15 protein-coding genes and 3 tRNA genes are annotated in these 20,053 nt (G+C 64.4%); 15 read left to right on the top strand and 3 right to left on the bottom strand.

The features are described from left to right. Positions 1 to 51 precede the first annotated feature (51 nt). The gene (locus AC5P53_RS10195; protein ID WP_014646588.1) at positions 52 to 630 is read right to left on the bottom strand and encodes a superoxide dismutase; all 579 of its coding nucleotides are present in this window, start codon (positions 628 to 630) and stop codon (positions 52 to 54) included. A 120-nt stretch (positions 631 to 750) separates the two neighbouring features. On the opposite strand from AC5P53_RS10195, the gene grxD reads away from it, so the two are divergent. The 11 genes from grxD to AC5P53_RS10140 all read left to right on the top strand — a co-directional run bounded on the left by grxD (position 751) and on the right by AC5P53_RS10140 (position 14,125). Continuing rightward, the gene (gene grxD, locus AC5P53_RS10190; RefSeq protein WP_005415957.1) at positions 751 to 1,071 is read left to right on the top strand and encodes a Grx4 family monothiol glutaredoxin; all 321 of its coding nucleotides are present in this window, start codon (positions 751 to 753) and stop codon (positions 1,069 to 1,071) included. Then, positions 1,068 to 1,844 carry an SDR family NAD(P)-dependent oxidoreductase gene (locus AC5P53_RS10185; protein WP_111205954.1) on the top strand — a complete coding sequence of 259 codons (777 nt, stop codon included), beginning with the start codon at positions 1,068 to 1,070 and terminating at the stop codon, positions 1,842 to 1,844. Before grxD ends, AC5P53_RS10185 begins: the two co-directional genes overlap by 4 nt. Before the next feature lie 232 nt (positions 1,845 to 2,076). Beyond that, positions 2,077 to 5,283: a TonB-dependent receptor gene (locus AC5P53_RS10180; protein ID WP_229653743.1), complete on the top strand. Its 3,207-nt coding sequence runs from the start codon at positions 2,077 to 2,079 to the stop codon at positions 5,281 to 5,283. A 253-nt stretch (positions 5,284 to 5,536) separates the two neighbouring features. Next, positions 5,537 to 6,925, top strand: a complete 1,389-nt coding sequence (gene ppnN, locus AC5P53_RS10175) for a nucleotide 5'-monophosphate nucleosidase PpnN (protein WP_014036604.1) — start codon at positions 5,537 to 5,539, stop codon at positions 6,923 to 6,925. A 161-nt stretch (positions 6,926 to 7,086) separates the two neighbouring features. After that, complete coding sequence (locus tag AC5P53_RS10170; RefSeq protein ID WP_041863227.1) at positions 7,087 to 7,602, top strand: pilus assembly FimT family protein; 516 nt, start codon at positions 7,087 to 7,089, stop codon at positions 7,600 to 7,602. After that, positions 7,599 to 8,096: a type IV pilus modification protein PilV gene (pilV, locus tag AC5P53_RS10165; RefSeq protein ID WP_046429810.1), complete on the top strand. Its 498-nt coding sequence runs from the start codon at positions 7,599 to 7,601 to the stop codon at positions 8,094 to 8,096. Before AC5P53_RS10170 ends, pilV begins: the two co-directional genes overlap by 4 nt. An 8-nt stretch (positions 8,097 to 8,104) precedes the next feature. Continuing rightward, positions 8,105 to 9,262, top strand: a complete 1,158-nt coding sequence (locus AC5P53_RS10160) for a PilW family protein (protein WP_046429811.1) — start codon at positions 8,105 to 8,107, stop codon at positions 9,260 to 9,262. A gap of 5 nt (positions 9,263 to 9,267) precedes the next feature. Then, positions 9,268 to 9,789 carry a pilus assembly PilX family protein gene (locus AC5P53_RS10155; protein ID WP_046429812.1) on the top strand — a complete coding sequence of 174 codons (522 nt, stop codon included), beginning with the start codon at positions 9,268 to 9,270 and terminating at the stop codon, positions 9,787 to 9,789. A gap of 13 nt (positions 9,790 to 9,802) precedes the next feature. Beyond that, a complete protein-coding gene (locus tag AC5P53_RS10150; protein ID WP_049407951.1) occupies positions 9,803 to 13,570 on the top strand; it encodes a pilus assembly protein in 3,768 nt (1,255 codons plus the stop codon). 23 nt (positions 13,571 to 13,593) lie between these two features. After that, positions 13,594 to 14,001, top strand: a complete 408-nt coding sequence (locus tag AC5P53_RS10145; protein WP_014646597.1) for a type IV pilin protein — start codon at positions 13,594 to 13,596, stop codon at positions 13,999 to 14,001. A gap of 47 nt (positions 14,002 to 14,048) precedes the next feature. After that, positions 14,049 to 14,125 (top strand) — tRNA-Asn (locus tag AC5P53_RS10140). Positions 14,126 to 14,177: 52 nt separating this feature from the next. Here the strand turns inward: AC5P53_RS10140 and AC5P53_RS10135 are convergent. After that, complete coding sequence (locus AC5P53_RS10135; protein WP_051007154.1) at positions 14,178 to 14,723, bottom strand: GspH/FimT family pseudopilin; 546 nt, start codon at positions 14,721 to 14,723, stop codon at positions 14,178 to 14,180. Between the two features lie 128 nt (positions 14,724 to 14,851). Here AC5P53_RS10135 and uvrB point away from each other — a divergent pair, with 128 nt between their 5' ends. From uvrB to AC5P53_RS10115, 4 genes are all read left to right on the top strand, one after another. Beyond that, the gene (gene uvrB / locus AC5P53_RS10130) at positions 14,852 to 16,882 is read left to right on the top strand and encodes an excinuclease ABC subunit UvrB (protein ID WP_134808684.1); all 2,031 of its coding nucleotides are present in this window, start codon (positions 14,852 to 14,854) and stop codon (positions 16,880 to 16,882) included. A 106-nt stretch (positions 16,883 to 16,988) separates the two neighbouring features. Then, positions 16,989 to 17,063, top strand: a tRNA-Val gene (locus AC5P53_RS10125). A gap of 98 nt (positions 17,064 to 17,161) precedes the next feature. Further along, positions 17,162 to 17,236, top strand: a tRNA-Val gene (locus tag AC5P53_RS10120). Positions 17,237 to 18,760: 1,524 nt separating this feature from the next. Continuing rightward, complete coding sequence (locus AC5P53_RS10115) at positions 18,761 to 19,069, top strand: hypothetical protein (protein ID WP_495227346.1); 309 nt, start codon at positions 18,761 to 18,763, stop codon at positions 19,067 to 19,069. Positions 19,070 to 19,739: 670 nt separating this feature from the next. Here AC5P53_RS10115 and AC5P53_RS10110 read toward each other — a convergent pair. Then, positions 19,740 to 20,030 carry a DCL family protein gene (locus AC5P53_RS10110; RefSeq protein ID WP_495227345.1) on the bottom strand — a complete coding sequence of 97 codons (291 nt, stop codon included), beginning with the start codon at positions 20,028 to 20,030 and terminating at the stop codon, positions 19,740 to 19,742. Positions 20,031 to 20,053 lie beyond the last annotated feature (23 nt).

Genomic DNA, 20,053 nt, shown 5'->3' with positions numbered 1-20,053 from the left:
ATGCTCGGCTGCTGTCCGGCCAGCCGAGCATGGGCTCGGCTCTACAGGGGGTCAGCGCAGCTGGCTCTCGGCGAATTCCCAGTTGACCATCTGCCAGAACGCGTCCAGGTAACGCGCGCGGTCATTCTGGTAGTCGGTGTAGTACGCGTGCTCCCACACGTCGCAGCACAGCAGCGGGGTGCTGTCGCCGGTCAGGGGCGTGCCGGCGTTGCGGGTGGCCTGGATGCCCAGCTGGCCCCCCGGGTGCTGCACCAGCCACACCCAGCCCGAGCCGAACAGGCCCAGTGCAGTGCGGTTGAATTCCTCGCGCAGGCGCTGCGCGTCACCGAACTGGCGCTTGACCAGCTCGCCCAGCCGGCCCTGTGGTTCGCCGCCGCCGCGCGGGCGCAGGCACTGCCAGTAGAAGCCGTGGTTCCAGGCCTGGGCGGCCGCATCGAACAGCGTGCCCTGGGCATGGCGCACGATCTCTTCCAGTGACGCCTCCTCCCACTCGGTGCCGAGGGTGCCGGCGTTGACCGCGTCGACATAGGCGCGGTGGTGGCGGCCGTGATGCAGTTCCACGGTCTGCGCGGACAGGTGGGGCTGCAGGGAGCCGGAGAGGTAGGGCAGGGCGGGCAATTCGACGGGCATGTGCAGGTTCGTGGCCAGGGGACGGCGGCAGCCTGTTCCATCCGCTTACAATGGCGGCTACCGTGGGCAGTCTAGCCGACCATCACGGTCGGGTTGTCCGGCGAAGCAAGGAGTGTGGTTGTGGCGGTGATGCAGCAAATCCAGGCCGAGGTCGATCGTTACCCGCTCGTGCTGTTCATGAAGGGCACCCCGCAGTACCCGATGTGCGGCTTTTCCAGCCGCGCCGTGCAGGCGTTGATGGCTGCCGGCGCCGTCACCCTGCGCACCGTCAACGTGCTCGAAGAACCGGAGATCCGCGCCAACCTGCCGCGCTTCTCCAACCTGCCGACCTTCCCGCAGCTGTTCATCAACGGCGAGTTGATCGGCGGCTGCGACATCGTCATGGAACTGTTTGAATCCGGCGAACTCAAGCGCATCGTCGAAGAGGCGACCCAAGGATGAGTGCCTGGCCGTCGACGTCACCGACTGACGGGGCGCTCGATGGCCGCCCGTTGCAGGACCGCGTGGTGCTGGTTGCCGGTGCCGGCGGCGGGCTGGGCAGTGCGGCGGCGATTGCCGCTGCGGCGGCCGGGGCTACCGTGGTCCTGCTGGGGCGCAAGCCGCGCCGGCTGGACCGGGTCTATGCCCAGGTCCAGGCGGTCGGCCCGGAACCCCTGCTGTACCCGATGGACCTGGAGGGTGCCGGCCCCGATGACTATGCCGAACTGGCCCAGGCCCTGCAGCGTGAGCTGGGGCGGCTGGATGGCCTGCTGGTCTGCGCCGCGCATTTCCCCGGCCTGACCCCGTTCGAGCTGGCCGACCCGGCCAGTTTCGCCCGTGCGGTCCATGTCACCCTGACCGCCCCGGCCTGGCTGGCCCAGGCCTGCCTGCCGCTGCTGCGGCAGCGCGAGGATGCTGCCCTGGTCTTCGCGGTCGATGCCCCCGAACGGGTGGGGCAGGCCTACTGGGGCGGGTATGGCGTGGCCCAGCACGGCCTGCGTGGCCTGATCGCGAGCCTGCACGATGAGCTGGGCCGCAGCCCGGTCCGGGTCAGTGGCCTGTACCCGGGGCCCCTGCGCACGGCCCTGCGCGCCCGCGCCTATTCCGTCGACCAGGACCCGGCCGCGCAAGGGCCCGAAGCGGCCGCCGCTGCGGCCGTCACCCTGTTGTCCCGGGCCGGCCATGCCTGGCGGGGAACGATTCTCGATGCCAGCGAGGCAGTTCCCCGCGAGTGAGCCCCGGGGAAAGGCGGAGTGAAGAACCCGTCACGATTGCGTTGCGAACCGGTGCCGTTTGTCGCACAACCGTCACATTGATGGCGTAGCGTGTTAATCTAGTGTTAACCGTTATGGCTGCCTTCAGCCAAGCGGTAGGGAACCCCAGATAACTCTCCGACCAGCCACCCGCAGGGCTGTTTGGATGCGCTTTTTTTCCGCCATCGCCAACTCGCATCGAGGCTACCGAAAAATGACCCACCCACTCCGGATGTCCAAGCTTACCCTTGGTCTCGTGGCTGCACTTGCTGCCGCTCCCGCCTTCGCCCAGAGCACCTCCGCTGGTGTCGGTGGCCAGGTCGTGACCCGCGGCGGCCAGCCCGTCGCTGGTGCTGAAGTCACCATCACCCACACCGAGTCGGGCACGGTTTCGCGTGCTACCACCGATGCGGCCGGTCGCTACAACGCACGCGGCCTGCGCGTGGGTGGCCCGTACAGCATCACCATCACCAAGCCGGGTGAAGGCACCAAGACCGAAGATGGCGTCTACCTGGGCGTGAACCAGACCGGCACCATCAACGCGACGCTGACCGGCGATCTGGCCGGCGCGACCAATCTGGACACCGTGCAGGTCACCGCCGTCGGCGGCGGCTCGGAAGTGTTCAGCGCCACCAAGATGGGCTCGGGCACCAACATCAGCCAGCAGCAGATCGAAGTTGCGCCGTCCGTCGGCGGCAACATCCAGGATCTGATGCGCCTGGATCCGCGCGTCACCTTCATCGATCGCGCCTCGGGCTCGATCTCGGCCGGCGGCCAGAACCCGCGCTTCAACTCGATCAACATCGACGGCGTCTCGGCCAGCGACACCTTCGGCCTGGAAGGCAACAACATGCCGACCCGCCGCCAGCCGGTCGCGATGGAAGCCATCGAAGCGCTGGACATCAACCTGTCCAACTACGACGTCAGCATCGCTGCCGCCGCCGGTGCCACCGTCAACGCGGTGACCAAGTCGGGTACCAATGAATTCCACGGCTCGGTGTACGGCACCTACCGTGATGGCGACTGGTTCGGCGACAACCCGGAAGGCCAGCCGTTCAAGGGCTTCACCAAGGAAGAAACCTACGGCATGACCCTGGGCGGCCCGATCGTCAAGGACAAGCTGTTCTTCTTCGCCAACTACGAAAAGTTCAAGCAGGCCGCCCCGGGCGCCGACCTGAGCGGCACCGCGCTGGGCAAGGCCAACCCGCAGTTCACCCTGGCCGACGTGACCCGCGCGCAGCAGATCGCGCAGGGCTACGGCATCAACGCCGGTGGCCTGGAAAGCAACGGCGACACGGAGATGGAAGAGTACGCGCTGAAGCTGGACTGGAACATCAGCGAGAACCACCGTGCCAACATCCGCTACAGCAAGATCGACCAGAGCAAGCTGCGCATCAACGGCATGGCCACCAGTTCGGCCTCGCTGAGCTCGTACTGGTACCAGCATGACAAGACCAACGAGAGCTACGTCGCCCAGCTGTTCAGCGACTGGACCCCGAACTTCTCGACCGAATTGAAGGCGTCGTACCGCGAGTACTCGGCGATCCGCAACGTGTCCACCGACGCACCGAGCATCCGCATCTTCTTCGGCGGCAACGAGGCTGCACCGTCGGGTGACTCGCTGTACCTGGGTACCGAAGTCAACTCGCAGAACAACATCCTGGAAACCAAGGCGTGGAACTACTACGCCGCAGCTACCTGGACCCTGGGTGACCATGACGTCAAGTTCGGTGCGTCGTACGACACCAACGACATCTACAACTACTTCGGCGCCAACTCGTGGGGTGCCTACACCTTCTACGGCCTGGACAACTTCGCCGCTGGCCGCTGGAGCAGCTACAACTACAATCCGGAGCGCACCCCGGGCTCGATTCCGGCTGACTACAAGTACAGCAACCTGGCCCTGTTCGTGCAGGACACCTGGTATGTCAACAACAATCTGACCCTGACCCTGGGTGTGCGTGCCGACCGTGCCGACACCAGCCCGGCCCCGGCCTACAACGCTGCGGCGTCGACCTTCTTCGGTCGCGATAACAGCGAAGTGCTGAGCAACAAGTTCCTGATCCAGCCGCGCGTCGGTTTCAACTACACCTTCGACAGCGAGCGTCCGACGCAGCTGCGCGGCGGCGTGGGCCTGTTCCAGGGTGATGCGCCGCAGGTGTGGCTGAGCAACAGCTACTCGGCCACCGGCTTCAACAATTCGGTGTACGCCTACACTGCCTACGATCGCACGCTGCCGTTCAACCCGAACAAGGACAGCCAGCCGGTCCCGACCACCCCGGGCTCGAACCGTCAGAACGTCAACTTCGTCGGCAGCGACTTCAAGATGCCGTCGGTGTACAAGGCCAACCTGGCCTTCGATCATGAAACGCCGTGGTACGGCATCGTGGCTTCGGCAGAGCTGCTGGTCACCAAGGTCAAGGATGCCCTGTACTACAGGAACCTGAACCTGGGCCCGGTGCAGCAGCTGGGTCCGGACGGTCGTGAGCTCTATTACGCTGCGTCGCGCAACGGCAACCTGTGGACCAACAACGATGCCCGCTTCGGGCGGAACCGCGGCTACGACGCCGTCTACGAAATCGCCAACACCGACAAGGGCCGCACCTCGCAGTTCACCGTGTCGCTGAGCAAGCCGTGGTCGGACGCCAGTGACTGGTCCTGGAACATCGGTTACACCTACACCGACGCGACCGAAGTGGGCTCGCTGACCAGCTCCACCGCAAGCTCGGGTTGGAACTACCAGTACGCCTTCAACGCCAACAGCGAAACCGAGAACACCTCGCGCTACCAGATCCGTGACCGCCTGTCGGGCTCGCTGAACTGGAAGCACAAGTTCTTCGGCGACTACGAAACCAAGGTCGGTCTGGTGTATGAGGGCCGTAGCGGCCGTCCGTACAGCTACGTGTACTCGAACGATGCCAACGGCGACGGCCGCTCCGCGAATGACCTGTTCTACGTGCCGAACCCGGGCGAGGTTCTGTTCGGCAATCTGGCGGGCAGCACCTTCACCCCGGATGCGGAAATGGAGAAGTCGTTCTACGCATGGCTGGCCGCCAACCCGCAGCTGGCCAAGTACGCAGGTGGCTACGCTCCGGCGAACCAGTTCCGTACCGGCTGGATCAACACCTTCGATATCCGCATCAGCCAGCAGCTGCCGGGCTTCATGAAGGGTCACAAGTCGGAAGTGTGGCTGGACATCCAGAACGTCGGCAACATGCTCAACAAGAAGTGGGGCAACATCTACGACTACGGCTTCTTCGCCGATGCGCGTGTGGCTACCCTGCAGGGCATGAAGGACGGCAAGTACGTCTACAACTTCCGCGGTGCTGACCTGCCGACGGTGGCCAACAACGACGCAGACGGCTTCGACGTCGGTGTCTCGCAGTGGTCGCTGCAGCTGGGCTTCCGCTACCAGTTCTGATGCACTGACGTAGCGCTGCTGTAAACGGAAACGGCCGGGGAAACCCGGCCGTTTCCCGTTCAGGCGAAAGTCCTTGCGGGGTGCTGGGCAACGGCGTAGCATCTGGAAATGTGCGCGGTGCCAATGCCACCGATGCGGTCCCGGACAGGCGAACGCGGGCAGCACACATCCAACGGTCGGGCTTCCCGGCCGTTTTGCTTTTTAAGGGGGCGGCAGTACAGTCGGAAACCTTGAAGGAAGCGAAAAATTGGATATGACCACGAACGAAAAATCAGCCCGTGCACTGCCGGTGCAGGATGCGCGGATCTACCCGCGCGGTGGGCTGGATGTGCTGTCGCGCGCCGAGGTCGCACGCCTGCGCGATGCCTCCGCCGGCGGCATGCATGAGCTGCTGCGCCGCTGCGCGCTGGCTGTGCTGACCAGCGGCAGCGCTTCGGACGATCCGCGCGCGGCGCGCGACCTCTACCCTGATTTCGACATCCAGGTGGCGCAGCAGGATCGCGGCGTGCGCATCGACCTGGTCAACGCACCGGCGATGGCCTTCGTCGACGGCGAGATCATCCGCGGTGTCGCCGAACTGCTGTTCGCCGTCGTGCGCGACCTGGCCTACATGGCCATCGAGATGGGCCCGGCCTACGCGGCCGAGCTGGAGTCGTCCGAGGGCATCACCAACGCGGTGTTCGGCCTGCTGCGCAATGCGCGCATCCTCAACCCGGGCGATCCGAACCTGGTGGTGTGCTGGGGCGGCCATTCGATCTCGCGCGACGAGTACCTGTACACCAAGCAGGTGGGTTACGAGCTGGGCCTGCGCGGCCTGGACATCTGCACCGGCTGCGGTCCGGGTGCGATGAAGGGCCCGATGAAGGGCGCCACCATCGCCCATGCCAAGCAGCGCCGTACCGTGACGCGCTACATCGGCCTCACCGAGCCGGGCATCATCGCGGCCGAGTCGCCGAACCCGATCGTCAACCACCTGGTGATCATGCCGGACATCGAGAAGCGCCTTGAGGCCTTCGTCCGCATCGGCCACGGCATCATCGTGTTCGCCGGTGGCGTCGGCACTGCCGAAGAGATCCTGTACCTGCTCGGCATCCTGCTGCGCGAGGAGAACAAGGACCTGCCGTTCCCGCTGATCCTTACCGGCCCGACCGTGGCGGCGCCGTACTTCGAGCAGATCGACCGCTTCATCCGCCTGACCCTGGGTGATGAGGCTGCCGAGCGCTACGAGATCATCATCGGTGACCCAGTCGCGGTGGCCAAGAAGATGGCCAACGGCATCAAGCGCGTGCGCGAGCACCGCCTGGCGCAGAAGGACTCGTTCTTCTTCAACTGGTCGATCGAGATCCCGTGGGAGTACCAGCAGCCGTTCGTGCCGACCCACGAGGCGATGGCCGCGCTGGACCTGCACCACGGGCGTGCGCCGCACGCGCTGGCGGCCGATCTGCGCCGGGCGTTCTCGGGCATCGTCGCCGGCAACGTGAAGGAGGACGGCATGCGCCGCATCGAGCAGTTCGGGCCGTTCCAGATCCACGGGGATCCGGACATGATGCAGGCGCTGGATGCGCTGCTGCGCGCCTTCGTCGAGCAGCGCCGGATGAAGATCTCCGGCGAATACCAGCCCTGCTACCAGGTGCTGGCCTGAACCCGTGCCGGCGCGATGGGGATCGCGCCGGCACTGGCAGGGGAGGGCGGGTCGTCAAGCCTTTGACGCCCGTCGCCCCGGATTGACCGTTCATCCTGCCGCCGCTTGCCGGTGGCGGGACGATGGCCCATCGTGGCCACCAACACGCTGGGGAGCGTCCAATGTCTTTGCGCCGGCAAAACGGTTTCACGCTGGTTGAACTGATGGTCACGCTGGCCGTCTTCGTGATCCTGGCGTCGATCGCCTATCCGAGCTTCCGCGGGATGATCCGCTCGAACCGGCTGGCGACCGCCAACAATGAACTGATCGCGCTGGCCAACCTGGCCCGCAGCGAAGGCATCCGCAACAGCAACGGTGGCGGTGTCTGTGGCAGCGCCGATGGCAAGGCCTGTGATGGCGACTGGTCCAAGGGTGTGCTGGCCTGGTCGGACCTGGATGGCGACGGCCAGATGGGCAGCAATGACGTCGCGCTGCGCTTTTCTCAGGGCAATCCGCAGCTGAGCGTAGTCGGCCCACCGGGCGCGGTCATCGCCTTCGACGGGCGCGGCCGGCGCAGGGCGGTCGCTGATCAGACCCTGGTGCTGTCGCCGGATGCGTGCAAGGCCGGTGAATCGAAAAGCACGTTGACGATCAACCAATCCGGCCAGGTCCGGGTGACCAAGGGAGCCTGCTCATGAGCCGCCGCAACCTGGCCCGCCCGCGCTCGTCGCAGGGTGGCTTCAGCCTGATCGAAGTGATGGTGGCAGTGCTGATCCTGGCGTTCGGGCTGCTGGGCTTTGCCTTGCTGCAGACCACCAACGTCCGCTTCGTGCAGAGCGCAAACTACCGCACCCAGGCGACCAACCTGGCCAACGACCTGATCGAACTGATGCGCGCCCAGCGCACCGATACCCTGGCCGGTGGCGCCTACTCCTCGGCCTCGTTCTCGGCCGGCTCGGTGAAGCCCAGCGGCGTCTGCGCCTGGCCGACCGGCGCTGCCGTGACGCCGAAGACGAACGTGGCGCGCTGGCAGTGCGAGGTCGCGCGCACGCTGGGCGAGAAGGCCAGCGCGCAGGTGACCTTCGTGCAGAGCACCGGCCAGGTCACCGTGGCCATCAGCTGGGGTGACCAGCGCTGGGATCCGAAGGATCCCGACAGCCTTACCACCTTCGGCCTGACGACCTTCCTGTGAACGCGCCCATGAGTCCAATTTCGCGAGCCCGAGGCCTGTCGCTGATCGAACTGATGATCGCCATGGTCATCGGCCTGGTCCTGATGCTGGGCGTCACCCAGATCTTCATCGCCTCGCGTGCGGCGTCGCGGCTGTCCGAAGGCGCGGCCCGTACCCAGGAGAACGCGCGCTTCGCGCTGGATTTCCTGCAGCGTGACCTGCGCATGGCCGGCCACTTCGGCTGCGTCAACGACCAGGCCCACGTGGTCAAGAACACCGGCGATATCGGCTATCACCTGGGCATCAGCTCGGGCAGTGGCGACCCGCAGGATTTCTCGGTTCCGGTGCAGGGGTATGAGGCAGCAGGTACGGCGCCGGGCGCCACGCTGACGCTGGGCCGTGCGTGGAGCGCGGCGCAGTCGGTACCGAAGAGCATCACCAACCTCAAGCCGGCGCCGTTGCCTGGCAGCGACATCCTTGTGCTGCGCCTGATGAGTCCGGAAGGGGCCGTGGTGACCGGCATCTCCGTGGCCGCGGGTGCGACCACGCTGACCGTCTCCAGTGATGGCATGGCCCGACTGAAGGCCAACGCCGCAGGTACGCCGACGGTCTTCGGCATAGCCGACTGCACCCGTGCCGACGTCTTCCCCGCCACCATCAGCGGTTCGACCTTGAAGGTGGACAAGGTCGACCTGAGCAACTATTCGATCAACAACGCGATGACCATGCTGTATCGCGCCGATGGCATGGCGTACTACATCGCGACCAATCCCAATGGCGAGCCGGCGCTTTACCGGGCACGCGCGAATGGCGCCGGCGGCTACGCCGATGGCGAGGAGCTGGTGGAAGGCATCGAGAACATGCAGTTCCTGTACGGACTGGATGCCACCCCGGATATCGCCCTGCCCACGCCGCCGACCGGTCGCATCGTCGACCAGCGCGTGGCCAGTGCGGTCAGTACCGGTACCGATGCCACCGCCGCAGGGCAGTGGCGCCGCGTCGGCATGGTGCAGGTCGGCCTGCTGGCGCGCAGTCCGCAGCGTGCGTCGGCCGAAGCGCCGGGCAGTGCGGCCACGTATCCGGCCATCCTCGGGGTGGGCTTTGCCCCGGCCGATCCTTACGACCAGCGCCATCGTGGCGCCTATGAAGCGTCCGTTGCGCTGCGCAACCGCTTGTTCGGGAACTGACGACCATGCGCACTCATCCTTCCTCCCGACGCCGTCCCTTCGTTGCCCAGGCACGACAGCAGGGTGCCGTTCTCTATGTCGCGCTGATCATGCTGGTGCTGCTGGCCCTGCTGGGCGTGATCGGCATGCAGGTGGCCGGCATGCAGGAACGCATGGCGGCCGGCTACCGGGCGACCAACATGGCGCTCCAGAACGCGGAAGGCGCGGCACGCAGCGCCGAGAACGCCGTGGAGAACATCGCCAACCGCAAGGATGCCGGCGCCAATCCGGCCGTGGCCTCCTCCGACATCAACCAGCAGTGCGATGACGGCTTCGACCCCTCGGCCTGGGTCGCGAAAACCAAGCTGGGCAGCAAGCCGGCCATCTATGTCCGTGAGATCCAGGGCTGCATCCAGGGGGAGGGTGCGCTGGACATGGGCAAGTCGGTGGAGAAGCCGACGCCGGTCTACCAGATCACGACCTATGCCGGTGATACCACCAGTGATGCGACGTCGCGTGCGGCGATCGATACCGTATTCAAGCTGTGAGGGTGGGGAGCCCATGAACACTCGCAACCGCAGGATCCTGGCAGGCGTTGGCCTTGCCGTCTTGGCCGCTGGCGGCTATCTGGCGCATACCTTGTTTGCCGCACAGGCGCAGGGCGTGCTGGCACAGGAGCCGATGAACGTGCAGACGCGCGCGACACCGGCGTTCATCATGGCGGTGGACGATTCGGGTTCGATGAACTTCGAACGCATGTTCCCCGGTGGTGACGGCCGCATGCGCTGGAACAGCAACACCAACAGCTTCTTCAACAACGATGGAAGCTTCTTCAGCGTGGGCTCGGCGTGCGCCAGCAACTCGGTGGACTGTTACCTCTACCTGTATCCGCACGCGGAGTTCAACAAGGAATACTCGCCAGGCCGCGCCATTCCGCCGCTGGATATCTACGGCTTCGCGCGTTCGCATGTCTACAACGCCAGTTACTTCAACCCGGCAGTGACCTATCGGCCGTGGACCAATGCCGATGGCACGCTGTGGGCAGATGCCTCCATCACCCAGACCCGCGCCGATCCCCGGTCCGGCCAGCGCGGCTACAACGCCGTGTACAACATGACCGTCAATCGGGCCGACACGTCGGAAAAGTTCCAGTTCGTCAACGGTATGCGGATTCCCGACCTTTCCGGTACCGGCAATGAATACTATGTCGACAGCTGGTGGGATGGTGGATGGAAGACCGCCGCGATCAGCAACACCGGCAATACCACATACTCCATCAGTTATTTTCCGGCGACCTTCTACCTGCCGGCTGCAGCGCCTGCACCGGACGGATACAAGACCGACGACGCCAGTCGCCCGGTGATTACCGGTGCCTGTGGTCCGGGCTGCAACCTGCGTCGCTACCAGATCAAGCCGGGCAATTACTCGAGTCCGGCCGCCTACAACGCCGCGATCCAGAATTTCGCCAACTGGTTCCAGTATCACCGCAACCGCGTGCTGGCCATCGTCGGTTCGTCGACCGCCGCCCTGGTGAGCGTGGATACGATGCGGGTGGGCTACTTCACCATCAACAAGCTCAGCAACGCGACCATGTATGACATGGTCACCAACCGAGCTGACCTCTACAAGCAGATTTATGCGCTGACGGCCAACGGCGGCACGCCCAACCGTCGCGCGGTGGAGTATCTGGTCGACCAGTTCCGTCGTACCGACGCCGATGCCCCCGTGCAGCTGGCCTGCCAGCGTAATGGCGGCATGCTGTTCACCGATGGCTACACCAACTCCGGCAATGCACCGAGCGCGTCCTTCGGTGACGCCGACTCGGTGAACTCGACCCACCTGCCGTCCATTCCGTTCTCCGACGGCTACAGCAATACCATCGCCGACATCGCCGCGGCGGCTTATGCAGGCGCCCGGACCCCCCTGCGCACCGGGACCAGCTTCCCGGCGGGGCAGGTGCCGGTCAGTGACAAGTGCAGCTCCCTGGACAAGAGCAGCCCGGACTGGAAGCGCCTGGACTGCCAGACCGACCTGCACATGAACTTCTACGGCGTGACCCTGGGCGCGCAGGGCAAGATCTACGGCGTCAACCAGGCCGCAACCGCCGATCCGTACAAGACGGCGCCGAACTGGGCCGGCAATGGCAATCCGCTGGACGTCGATGACGGTACCGTCATCGATGAGCTGTGGCATGCGGCCGTCAACAGCCGTGGCGAATTCATCAACGCGCAGACCCCGGCGGACGTCACCGAGGCCATGCGTCGGGTGCTGTCCTCGATCAGTGGTGGCGCGTCGCCTTCAGGCACGATCGGTATCAGTGGTGCGCGCATCGGCACCGGCTCACTGGCGGTCACCCCACGCTATGACATCACCAACAGCGGCACCGACTGGTCGAGCAAGCTGACTGCGGCCAGCGTCAAGGTCAACGCCGACCAGGTCGCGGAGCTCACCGAGGTGTGGGAAGCCTCCAGCCGCCTGACGTCGTCCGGCCGCCGGATCGTGGCCAACAAGCTGGGTTCGCCGGTGGACTTCAACAGTGCCCGTATCAGCCTGCAGGATCTGTGCAGCAAACCCGACGGCAAGTACGCGTCGATGCTGGTCTGCTCCACCGACAAGCTGACGACGATCAAGGCCGATCTGGCCAGTGCCATCAACTATCTCAGTGCCGACAGCTCCACCGAGGTCCGCAACGGCGGCAAGTATCGTGACCGGACCACGCCGCTGGGTGACATCGTCAATTCGGCGCCGGTGGTCAGCTCGCCGCTGGACGACTACGGGTACCGCCAGCTCGGCGGCACCTACGCCAAGAGCTACACCGACTACCTGGCGACCAAGGCCAAGTCCCAGCGGTACATGGTCTATGTCGGTGCCAATGACGGCATGCTGCACGCCTTCGATGGCGGCATGAAGGCCGATGCCAAGCAGGACGGCACCGGCGGCACGGAGAGCTTTGCCTACATCCCGGCCACCGCGCTGGGGCACATGGCCAACCTGCTGTTCCCCTACAAGTCCGATACGGCCGACCAGACCTTCCGCCACCGCTATTACGTCGATGGCCCGATTGCCGTGGCCGATACCTACAACGGCACCGCGTGGCAGACCAGCCTGGTGGGCACCACGGGTGCAGGTGGCCGTTCGGTGTTCGCGCTGGACGTCACCACGCCGGGCAGCTTCGGCACCGGCAACGTGCTGTGGGAAATCAGCGACATCAACGCGTCGCTGAGGGACGAGGTGCGCAACAACATCGGATTCGTGCTGGGCAAGCCGGTGATCGTGCCGGTGAAGAGCGGCACCGGCGTCGCCTGGAAGGCGATCTTCGGCAATGGGTACGGCAGCGCCAATGGCAAGGCGGTGCTGTTCGTGGTCGACATGGCCAGTGGCGACATCCGGATGATCGAAGCCGTCGAGGGTACGTCAGGCGCCGGCATCTCCGGGAGTAACGGACTGGGCAATGTTGTGGTTGTCGATCGCTGGACCGGTACCAACCAGGATGCGCGCGGCCGTGATGGACTGGCCGACACCGTCTATGCCGCCGATCAGCGTGGCGCCGTGTGGAAGTTCGACCTGACCAGCAGTGCGAACACCACGCTGACCGTGCCGATGTTCACCAGCCAGGTTGCCCAGGACTCCTCCACCAAGACCTACCGCCAGCCGATCACCGGTGGCATGACTGCTGCCACCGGTCCTTCGGGCGGCGTGATGCTCTATTTCGGCACCGGCAGCTTCTCCTTCACCAGCGACAAGGATGACAAGGCGCAGCAGGCGCTGTACGCCGTGAACGATCTGTCGGGGAAGACAGTGACCTCGACGGTGACCGCTGCCAACCTGGTTCCGTACACGGCCGCGGCCGCCACTGCAGGCGTTGATGAACGCAAGATCACGGCGGGGACGGCCCCGGCAAATGCCCGGGGCTGGATGATCCAGCTGCCTGCCGGCAATGGCGAGCGTGCGGTGGGCAACCCGATCCTGGTCAGTGGCATCGTCTTCATGCCGACCTACGTGCCCAACATGCAGTCGGTGGGCTGTTCGACCAGCGGTTCGAACTGGCTGTTCGGGCTGTCGTCGATCAGCGGCTTGCCGATGTTGGAGAACGTGCGCTATGGCTCGCCGACCGGCAGCCGGCCCGGGGCAGCGACCGCCGCCATCGCGTTGAAGACCGGAGGAACTGCGCCGGTCCGTGACGTTTCGCTGTCGGTGCTGCCGCGTCCGACGGACAACAAGGCGCCGCCCGGAGGCAGCTCCTGCTGGATGGCCGTCGGCGCGGCGGGCAGCCAGTCGCTGTATCTGCCTTACCCTTGCGGTCGCCAGTCCTGGCGCCAGCTCCAGTAACCCCAGTGCGAGGATCCACGCTCATGCTGCACACTCACATGCCTCGCCGCGCGGCTGGCTTTACGCTGATCGAATTGATGATCGTGGTGATCGTCATCGGCATCCTGGCGGCGATCGCCATTCCGTCCTATCAGGAATACGTGCGCCGATCGCATCGTGCCGTGGTGAAGGCGGACCTGGCTGAGTACGCACAGCGCGCCGAGCGCTACCACACCAGCAACAACTCCTACACCGGCTACGCGCTGCCGACCAAGGTGTCGCCCCGTGATGGCGGTACCGTGCGCTACAACCTGGACTACAAGGGGGATGGCACCAGCTTCACCATCACCGCCACCCCGCAGGGCACGCAGGCCAAGGACAGCTGCGGCACGATGAGCGTGGACCAGGCCAACCGCAAGACGGCCGACGGTGGCGTTGCCAGTTGCTGGTGAAACAGGTGTTGATCTTCCTGTAATCGACCAGTACAATGCGCCTCCCCGCCCGAATAGCTCAGCCGGTTAGAGCACTTGACTGTTAATCAGGGGGTCGTTGGTTCGAGTCCAACTTCGGGCGCCAGACACTGCAAAAGCCGCGAGAAATCGCGGCTTTTGCTTTTCTGCGCAGGCAGTCAGCAGGGCGTATCGCGGTCCACGCGTTCACTTCGCACGCGGCCGCCATTGTTGACGATCAACGCACCGTGCAGCCGGTTGCCCGCGCAGATGCGCAGGGTCAGGTTGGCCCCCGGGCTGCGTCCGTCTGCCTGGAAGAACAGCTGGGGCCGCCCGCTGCTGGCCTGGGCAAGGATCGATATGTCCGAGCGCCCGGTGTGATGGTTCAGGATCGCCTCCGGCGACGTTGGCTCCCCGCGCTGGTCGCCACTGCGGTAGATGATCCAGCCGGCGCTCCAGTCGTCGCTGCAGTGCAGGCCGTCGATACTGGCGCAGAGGCCGATCAGCTCGCGTCTGCGCAATGCCTCGCTGCGCGCGCCGGCCAGGCTGGCGTGCAGGGTCAGTTGTAGTGCATCGGCGCGTTGCCGCAGCAGCAAAGGCTGCAGCGCCGGCCAGGACGCCGCCAGCAGCACCGCCAGCACGGCGATGACCACCAGCAGTTCGGTCAGGTGCACGCCCCGCGCAGAGCGGGGGCCGAGGGGGCAGGGGGCATGGGTCGGGTGCATGCATCCAGCCTCCGCGCCCGGCTGCGCGGCCGCCATCGGGAATCCCCGTGGCGGGCTGCCCGGCCACCCCTCAGCCAGCCGTCACCCCTCGCCCCGTATACTCATCCTTCCCGGGAACTGGCAACACCATGAGCGACAGTTTTGAACTTGTCTCGCCGTATTCGCCGGCGGGCGACCAGCCCGATGCCATCGCGAAGCTGACCAGCAACTTCGAGGCCGGCATCGCCAAGCAGACCCTGCTGGGCGTGACCGGCTCGGGCAAGACCTACACCATCGCCAACGTCATCCAGAACATTCAGAAGCCGACGCTGATCATGGCGCCGAACAAGACGCTGGCGGCGCAGCTGTATGGCGAATTCAAGGCGTTCTTCCCGCACAACGCGGTGGAGTATTTCGTCAGCTATTACGACTACTACCAGCCGGAAGCCTACGTGCCGTCGTCGGACACCTTCATCGAGAAGGACAGTTCGATCAATGAACATATCGAGCAGATGCGGCTGGCCGCGACCAAGACCCTGCTGTCGCGCCCGGACGCGATCGTGGTGGCGACGGTGTCGGCGATCTATGGCCTGGGCGCGCCGGAAGACTACCTGTCGCTGCGCCTGATCCTGTCCAAGGGCGAGCGCATCGACCAACGCGACCTGATCAACCACCTGACCCAGCTGCAGTACACGCGCAATGAGTACGAACTGCAGCGCGGCACCTTCCGCGTGCGCGGCGAAGTGATCGACGTGTTCCCGGCCGAGTCGGACAGTGAAGCGCTGCGCCTCGAGCTGTTCGATGGCGAGGTCGAGAAGATCACCCTGTTCGATCCGCTGACCGGCGAGACGCTGCGCAACATGCAGCGCTTCACCGTGTATCCGAAGACCCACTATGCGACCACGCGCGAACGCGTGCTGGCGGCGATCGAGACGATCAAGGTGGAGCTGAAGGAGCGGCTGGAGCAGCTGTACGCGCAGAACAAGCTGGTGGAGGCGCAGCGTTTGGCGCAGCGCACCCAGTTCGACCTGGAGATGATGGCCGAGGTCGGTTACTGCAACGGCATCGAGAACTACTCCCGGCACCTGACCGGCAAGGCCGCCGGCGAGCCGCCGCCGACCCTGTTCGACTACCTGCCGGCCGATGCGCTGCTGGTCATCGACGAATCGCATGTGACCATTCCGCAGATCGGCGCCATGTTCAAGGGCGATCGCTCGCGCAAGGAAACCCTGGTCGAGTTCGGCTTCCGCCTGCCGTCCGCGCTGGACAATCGTCCGCTGCGTTTCGAGGAATGGGAGGAGCGTTGCCCGCGCAGCATCTACGTGTCGGCCACGCCGGGTCCGTATGAATACCGCGAGGCCGGAGACGAGATCACCGAACTGGTGGTGCGCCCGACCGGCCTGATCGACCCGGTGGTGGAGATCCGGCCGGTGGGTACCCAGGTCGACGACCTGATGAGCGAGGCCAACGCACGCATCAAGGCGGGCGACCGCGTGCTGGTCACCACGCTGACCAAGCGCATGGCTGAAAACCTGACTGAATACCTCACCGAGCATGGCATCCGCGTGCGTTACCTGCACTCGGACGTGGACACTGTCGAGCGTGTGGAGATCATCCGCGACCTGCGCCTGGGCAAGTTCGACGTTCTGGTCGGCATCAACCTGCTGCGCGAAGGCCTGGACATGCCCGAGGTATCGCTGGTGGCGATCCTCGATGCCGACAAGGAGGGTTTCCTGCGCTCCACCGGCTCGCTGATCCAGACCATCGGCCGCGCCGCGCGCAACGTGCGCGGCAAGGCGATCCTGTATGCCGACCGGATCACCCGTTCGATGCAGGCGGCGATCGATGAAACCGACCGCCGCCGCGCCAAGCAGGTCGAGTACAACGAAGAACATGGCATCGTGCCGCGTTCGGTGGCGCGCCCGATCGTCGACGTCCTCGAGGGCGCGCGTTCGGATGCCGCGGAGAAGGAAGCCAAGAAGGGCAAGGGCAAGGGCAAGGGCCGGGCGGGCGTGGCCGAAGAGGCGACCGACTATCGTTCGCTGTCGCCGGCGCAGCTGGCTGTCCGTCTCAAGGCGCTGGAACAGCAGATGTACCAGCACGCCAAGGATCTGGAATTCGAGGATGCCGCGCGCGTGCGTGACCAGATCCGCCAGCTGAAGGAAGCCAGCCTGGGCTGAACGCGGCAGTGCAGCATCATCTTCACAAAAGTGTTGCGCTTCCCTGCCGGCATCCGTAATATACGCGGCCTGCACCGACGCAATCGCGGAAATGCAGAAGCAAAACGGGCGGTTAGCTCAGCGGTAGAGCACTACCTTGACATGGTAGGGGTCACAGGTTCGAACCCTGTACCGCCCACCACGAAGTCCTCGCAAAAGGGCTCTCGTGAACTGCAAAGCCCGGCCCTGGCGCCGGGTTTTTACGTAACAAGGCCAGCCTTCGGGCGGCAAGAACAAGATGGGCGGTTAGCTCAGCGGTAGAGCACTACCTTGACATGGTAGGGGTCACAGGTTCGAACCCTGTACCGCCCACCAACTCCTAAGGGGTTGGACACAACGTAAGGCGCTAAAAAAGGCCCGGACTTTCCGGGTTTTTTTGTGGCCGGCGTAAAACCATTCAACGCCGATGAATACAAGCGTGTTGAACTACTTTTGACGAGGCGCTGTCCCGAATTTGTCCCAGGGCTAGGCTGTCCTAAGCTCGGCTTGACAGCATGATCCAACGCGATCAACAATCCTCGGCAATGCGCTGGTAGGACTGTTGTCGATCGTTGTATCGGGGGAGGCGGCTTGGCAGGCACCTCTTTTTGATGTTCGGCGGCAGAACGAGTCCAGCAGCCCGCGAGGAGTAAGCGACCCACTTCGCGGGTATGAAAGGATGCCGTGCAGTTCGCGGTAATCGCCCGACCAGACTCGGCAAATACCGAGCGAAAGGCTAGCGCCCGAACCTGAATGGGGTCGGGAATCTAAATGCTACGCCGGGGGGAGAGCAGGCTAGAACGGGGCACAACCCCGCCATCGGCTCAGACGGCCCCTTGAGGGTCGTTTTATGCACTCCGGCAGGCCGCCAGCCTGTACAGTGAGTCAAGCAAGCCATGGCTGTCGCGGACCTATTCGACTGCTGCATGCAAATGCGGCGATTGTCGGAGTTCGCGCATGAAATCAGAACGAATACCGGGTGCGAGCGCGCTGGAGCAAGCCGCTCTGGGCCAGCTTCCCCGCGCCATTGGCGTCAAAGAGCTAAGCACCGTAACTGGCCTGAGCTGCCAGTCCATAAGACTGTACATGTGTCAGCCCAAATGGCGGCATCTCGCGCCGCCTGGGGCGTTCAAGCGACCGGGCAGCAAAAAGTGGTGCTGGTGGCTAGGTGACGTCTTGGCTTGGCTGGCTAGCGGCAAGCAGGCGCCGGATCCGGAGTCGGCGCCTCGTCGTCCTGGACGTCCGCTTGGAGCTACTTCGCGTGCTCGGCGCGATGTAGAGCGCCAGATGGCTCAGGTGGGGTGCCGACCATGATCATCACGCGCTCCGTGCGGCACGAACGCTTTGAGGTAGTGCCTAGGGATCTCATCAGAGACAAGCGCTTGTCGATCCTCGCAAGAGGGGTGGCAGTCCGACTGCTCGCCAACGTCGATGGGTACAGGATGACTGAGGACGATCTCGCTGCCGAATCTCCGAGTGAAGGACGGCACAGGATTCTGGGAGCGCTCAGAGAGCTGCGGCAGGTCGGATACCTCGTGCAATTAAAAAGGCAGGACGGCCGAGGTAGGTGGTCTACGACCACCACGATGTATGACTCGCCCCCGTTGTCCGAGACGCCGGCGCCTTTGGCGCCACCAACTCCGTCGACCAACAAACCGGGTTACGAAAAATGCACTCCGGTCACCGGGGGGGCAATCACCGGAAGCCGGCCAGCCGACGGCCGGTGATCCGGCTCTAAAGAGCACTAATACAAGCACCAATACGACCAGTACTACCACTGCCGACCTTCGCCTGGTCTGGCCGAGCGCGCTTGGACCGCGTGAAGTAGTAGTAGTAACAAAGAAATTTATGAAGAGCGGCTTGCCCGACTTCGTGCGGCAGGAGGTACTCGACGAGCTGGCCGGCAAGATGACTGGTCCCGCCCCGCCCAAGCAGCCAATGAGTTGGATGTTCCGCGTCATTGAGCTTGCCGCTGCCGACCAATTTATCCCTGATGCTGGGAAGGCGGTCGCGAACGAGCGGGACCGGCGTTCTAAGGACGCGGCTGAGCGGCAACTGAGAGCGGTGGAGGTTGAACGACAGAAGGCTCGGATGGAGGACCCCGAGGAGCTGGCGCGCCGCAGGGCGGTATCGGCTGCGGCTATGGCCACGCTCGGCTATCGCACCTGATCGGTGCTTTTTCAGGTTGCCGACACCTCCCATCCGATCTCGGTCGGCCTTTGTTTGCTTGTGATCCTGGTGGCCTCGTAGAGGTCGCCAGCCCCGCAGGGCGAACGAGGAGGTTGTAGGGCGTAGGCCGTACAACCTCCGTAGTGAGTACAGGCCGCTGGTCGGGCTGCGCCCTTGATCTGGCAATTCAGAGTCTTTACTAAGGAGGTATTTCAGATCATTGAATGGGCAATCGTCGTTGCCGCCATCCAGGTTGCCGGAACTAAGCTTCAGATCCCTTTGGCGAGTTACGTCGGCTGGTTCCTGTTCACCATACTTGGGTTCTACGTCGGCCTGCGAGTTGAACAGCTTGTAGCATGGGCACGCGGGGGCAAGCGGCCAAGACCTTGGCCGGGGCTCATCCTCCCTATCGTCGCGGCACTCGTCTTCGGAAACGCGTTGACAGCCCTTATCGCGGCGCTAGGACGAGTTTCCTTAGGCGGCCAATGAGCCGCCCTCCAATCGTCCTCGTGCCATGAAGGCGCACTTGCCCTCGTGGGCCGAAGAACCGTCGATTACCCACGCTCGCCCAGCTGGACATGACGCACTAATTGGACACGCACAATTTCCGCCTAAGCCATAGTTTATGGCTGCGAGGTGTCACCCTACGCGATTCAGTACGCGCACCCTGTCAGACCAAACTTTTGTACGAGAAACGGTCGGTTGTATTATCAGTCCGCACCACCCAAAAGCACTGCTTCCCGTATTCATCACTACGTACCAAGAAGTGATCTATTCCTGCTCCGATCTTCTCGTCTGCCTCTGGATGACGTGGAAGTGCGGCCTTCAGAAAAGCCGTGTGGTCTTCCGACACGCGATCGCCGGGGGAGTAATGCCAGAGCATCACGCGCAAATACTCAAGGGCGTCTCCCTTGCGCGGAAAATCGATCCCTCCGATCGAGACCGGTATGCTTCTGGCCATTTTCGCTCCCTCAGCCCATTGTT

The organism is Stenotrophomonas sp. YJH_SMC_82 (assembly GCF_059368875.1).
The sequence above is the reverse complement of the archived record's forward strand: the minus strand, read 5'-3'. Positions and strand labels throughout refer to the sequence as shown.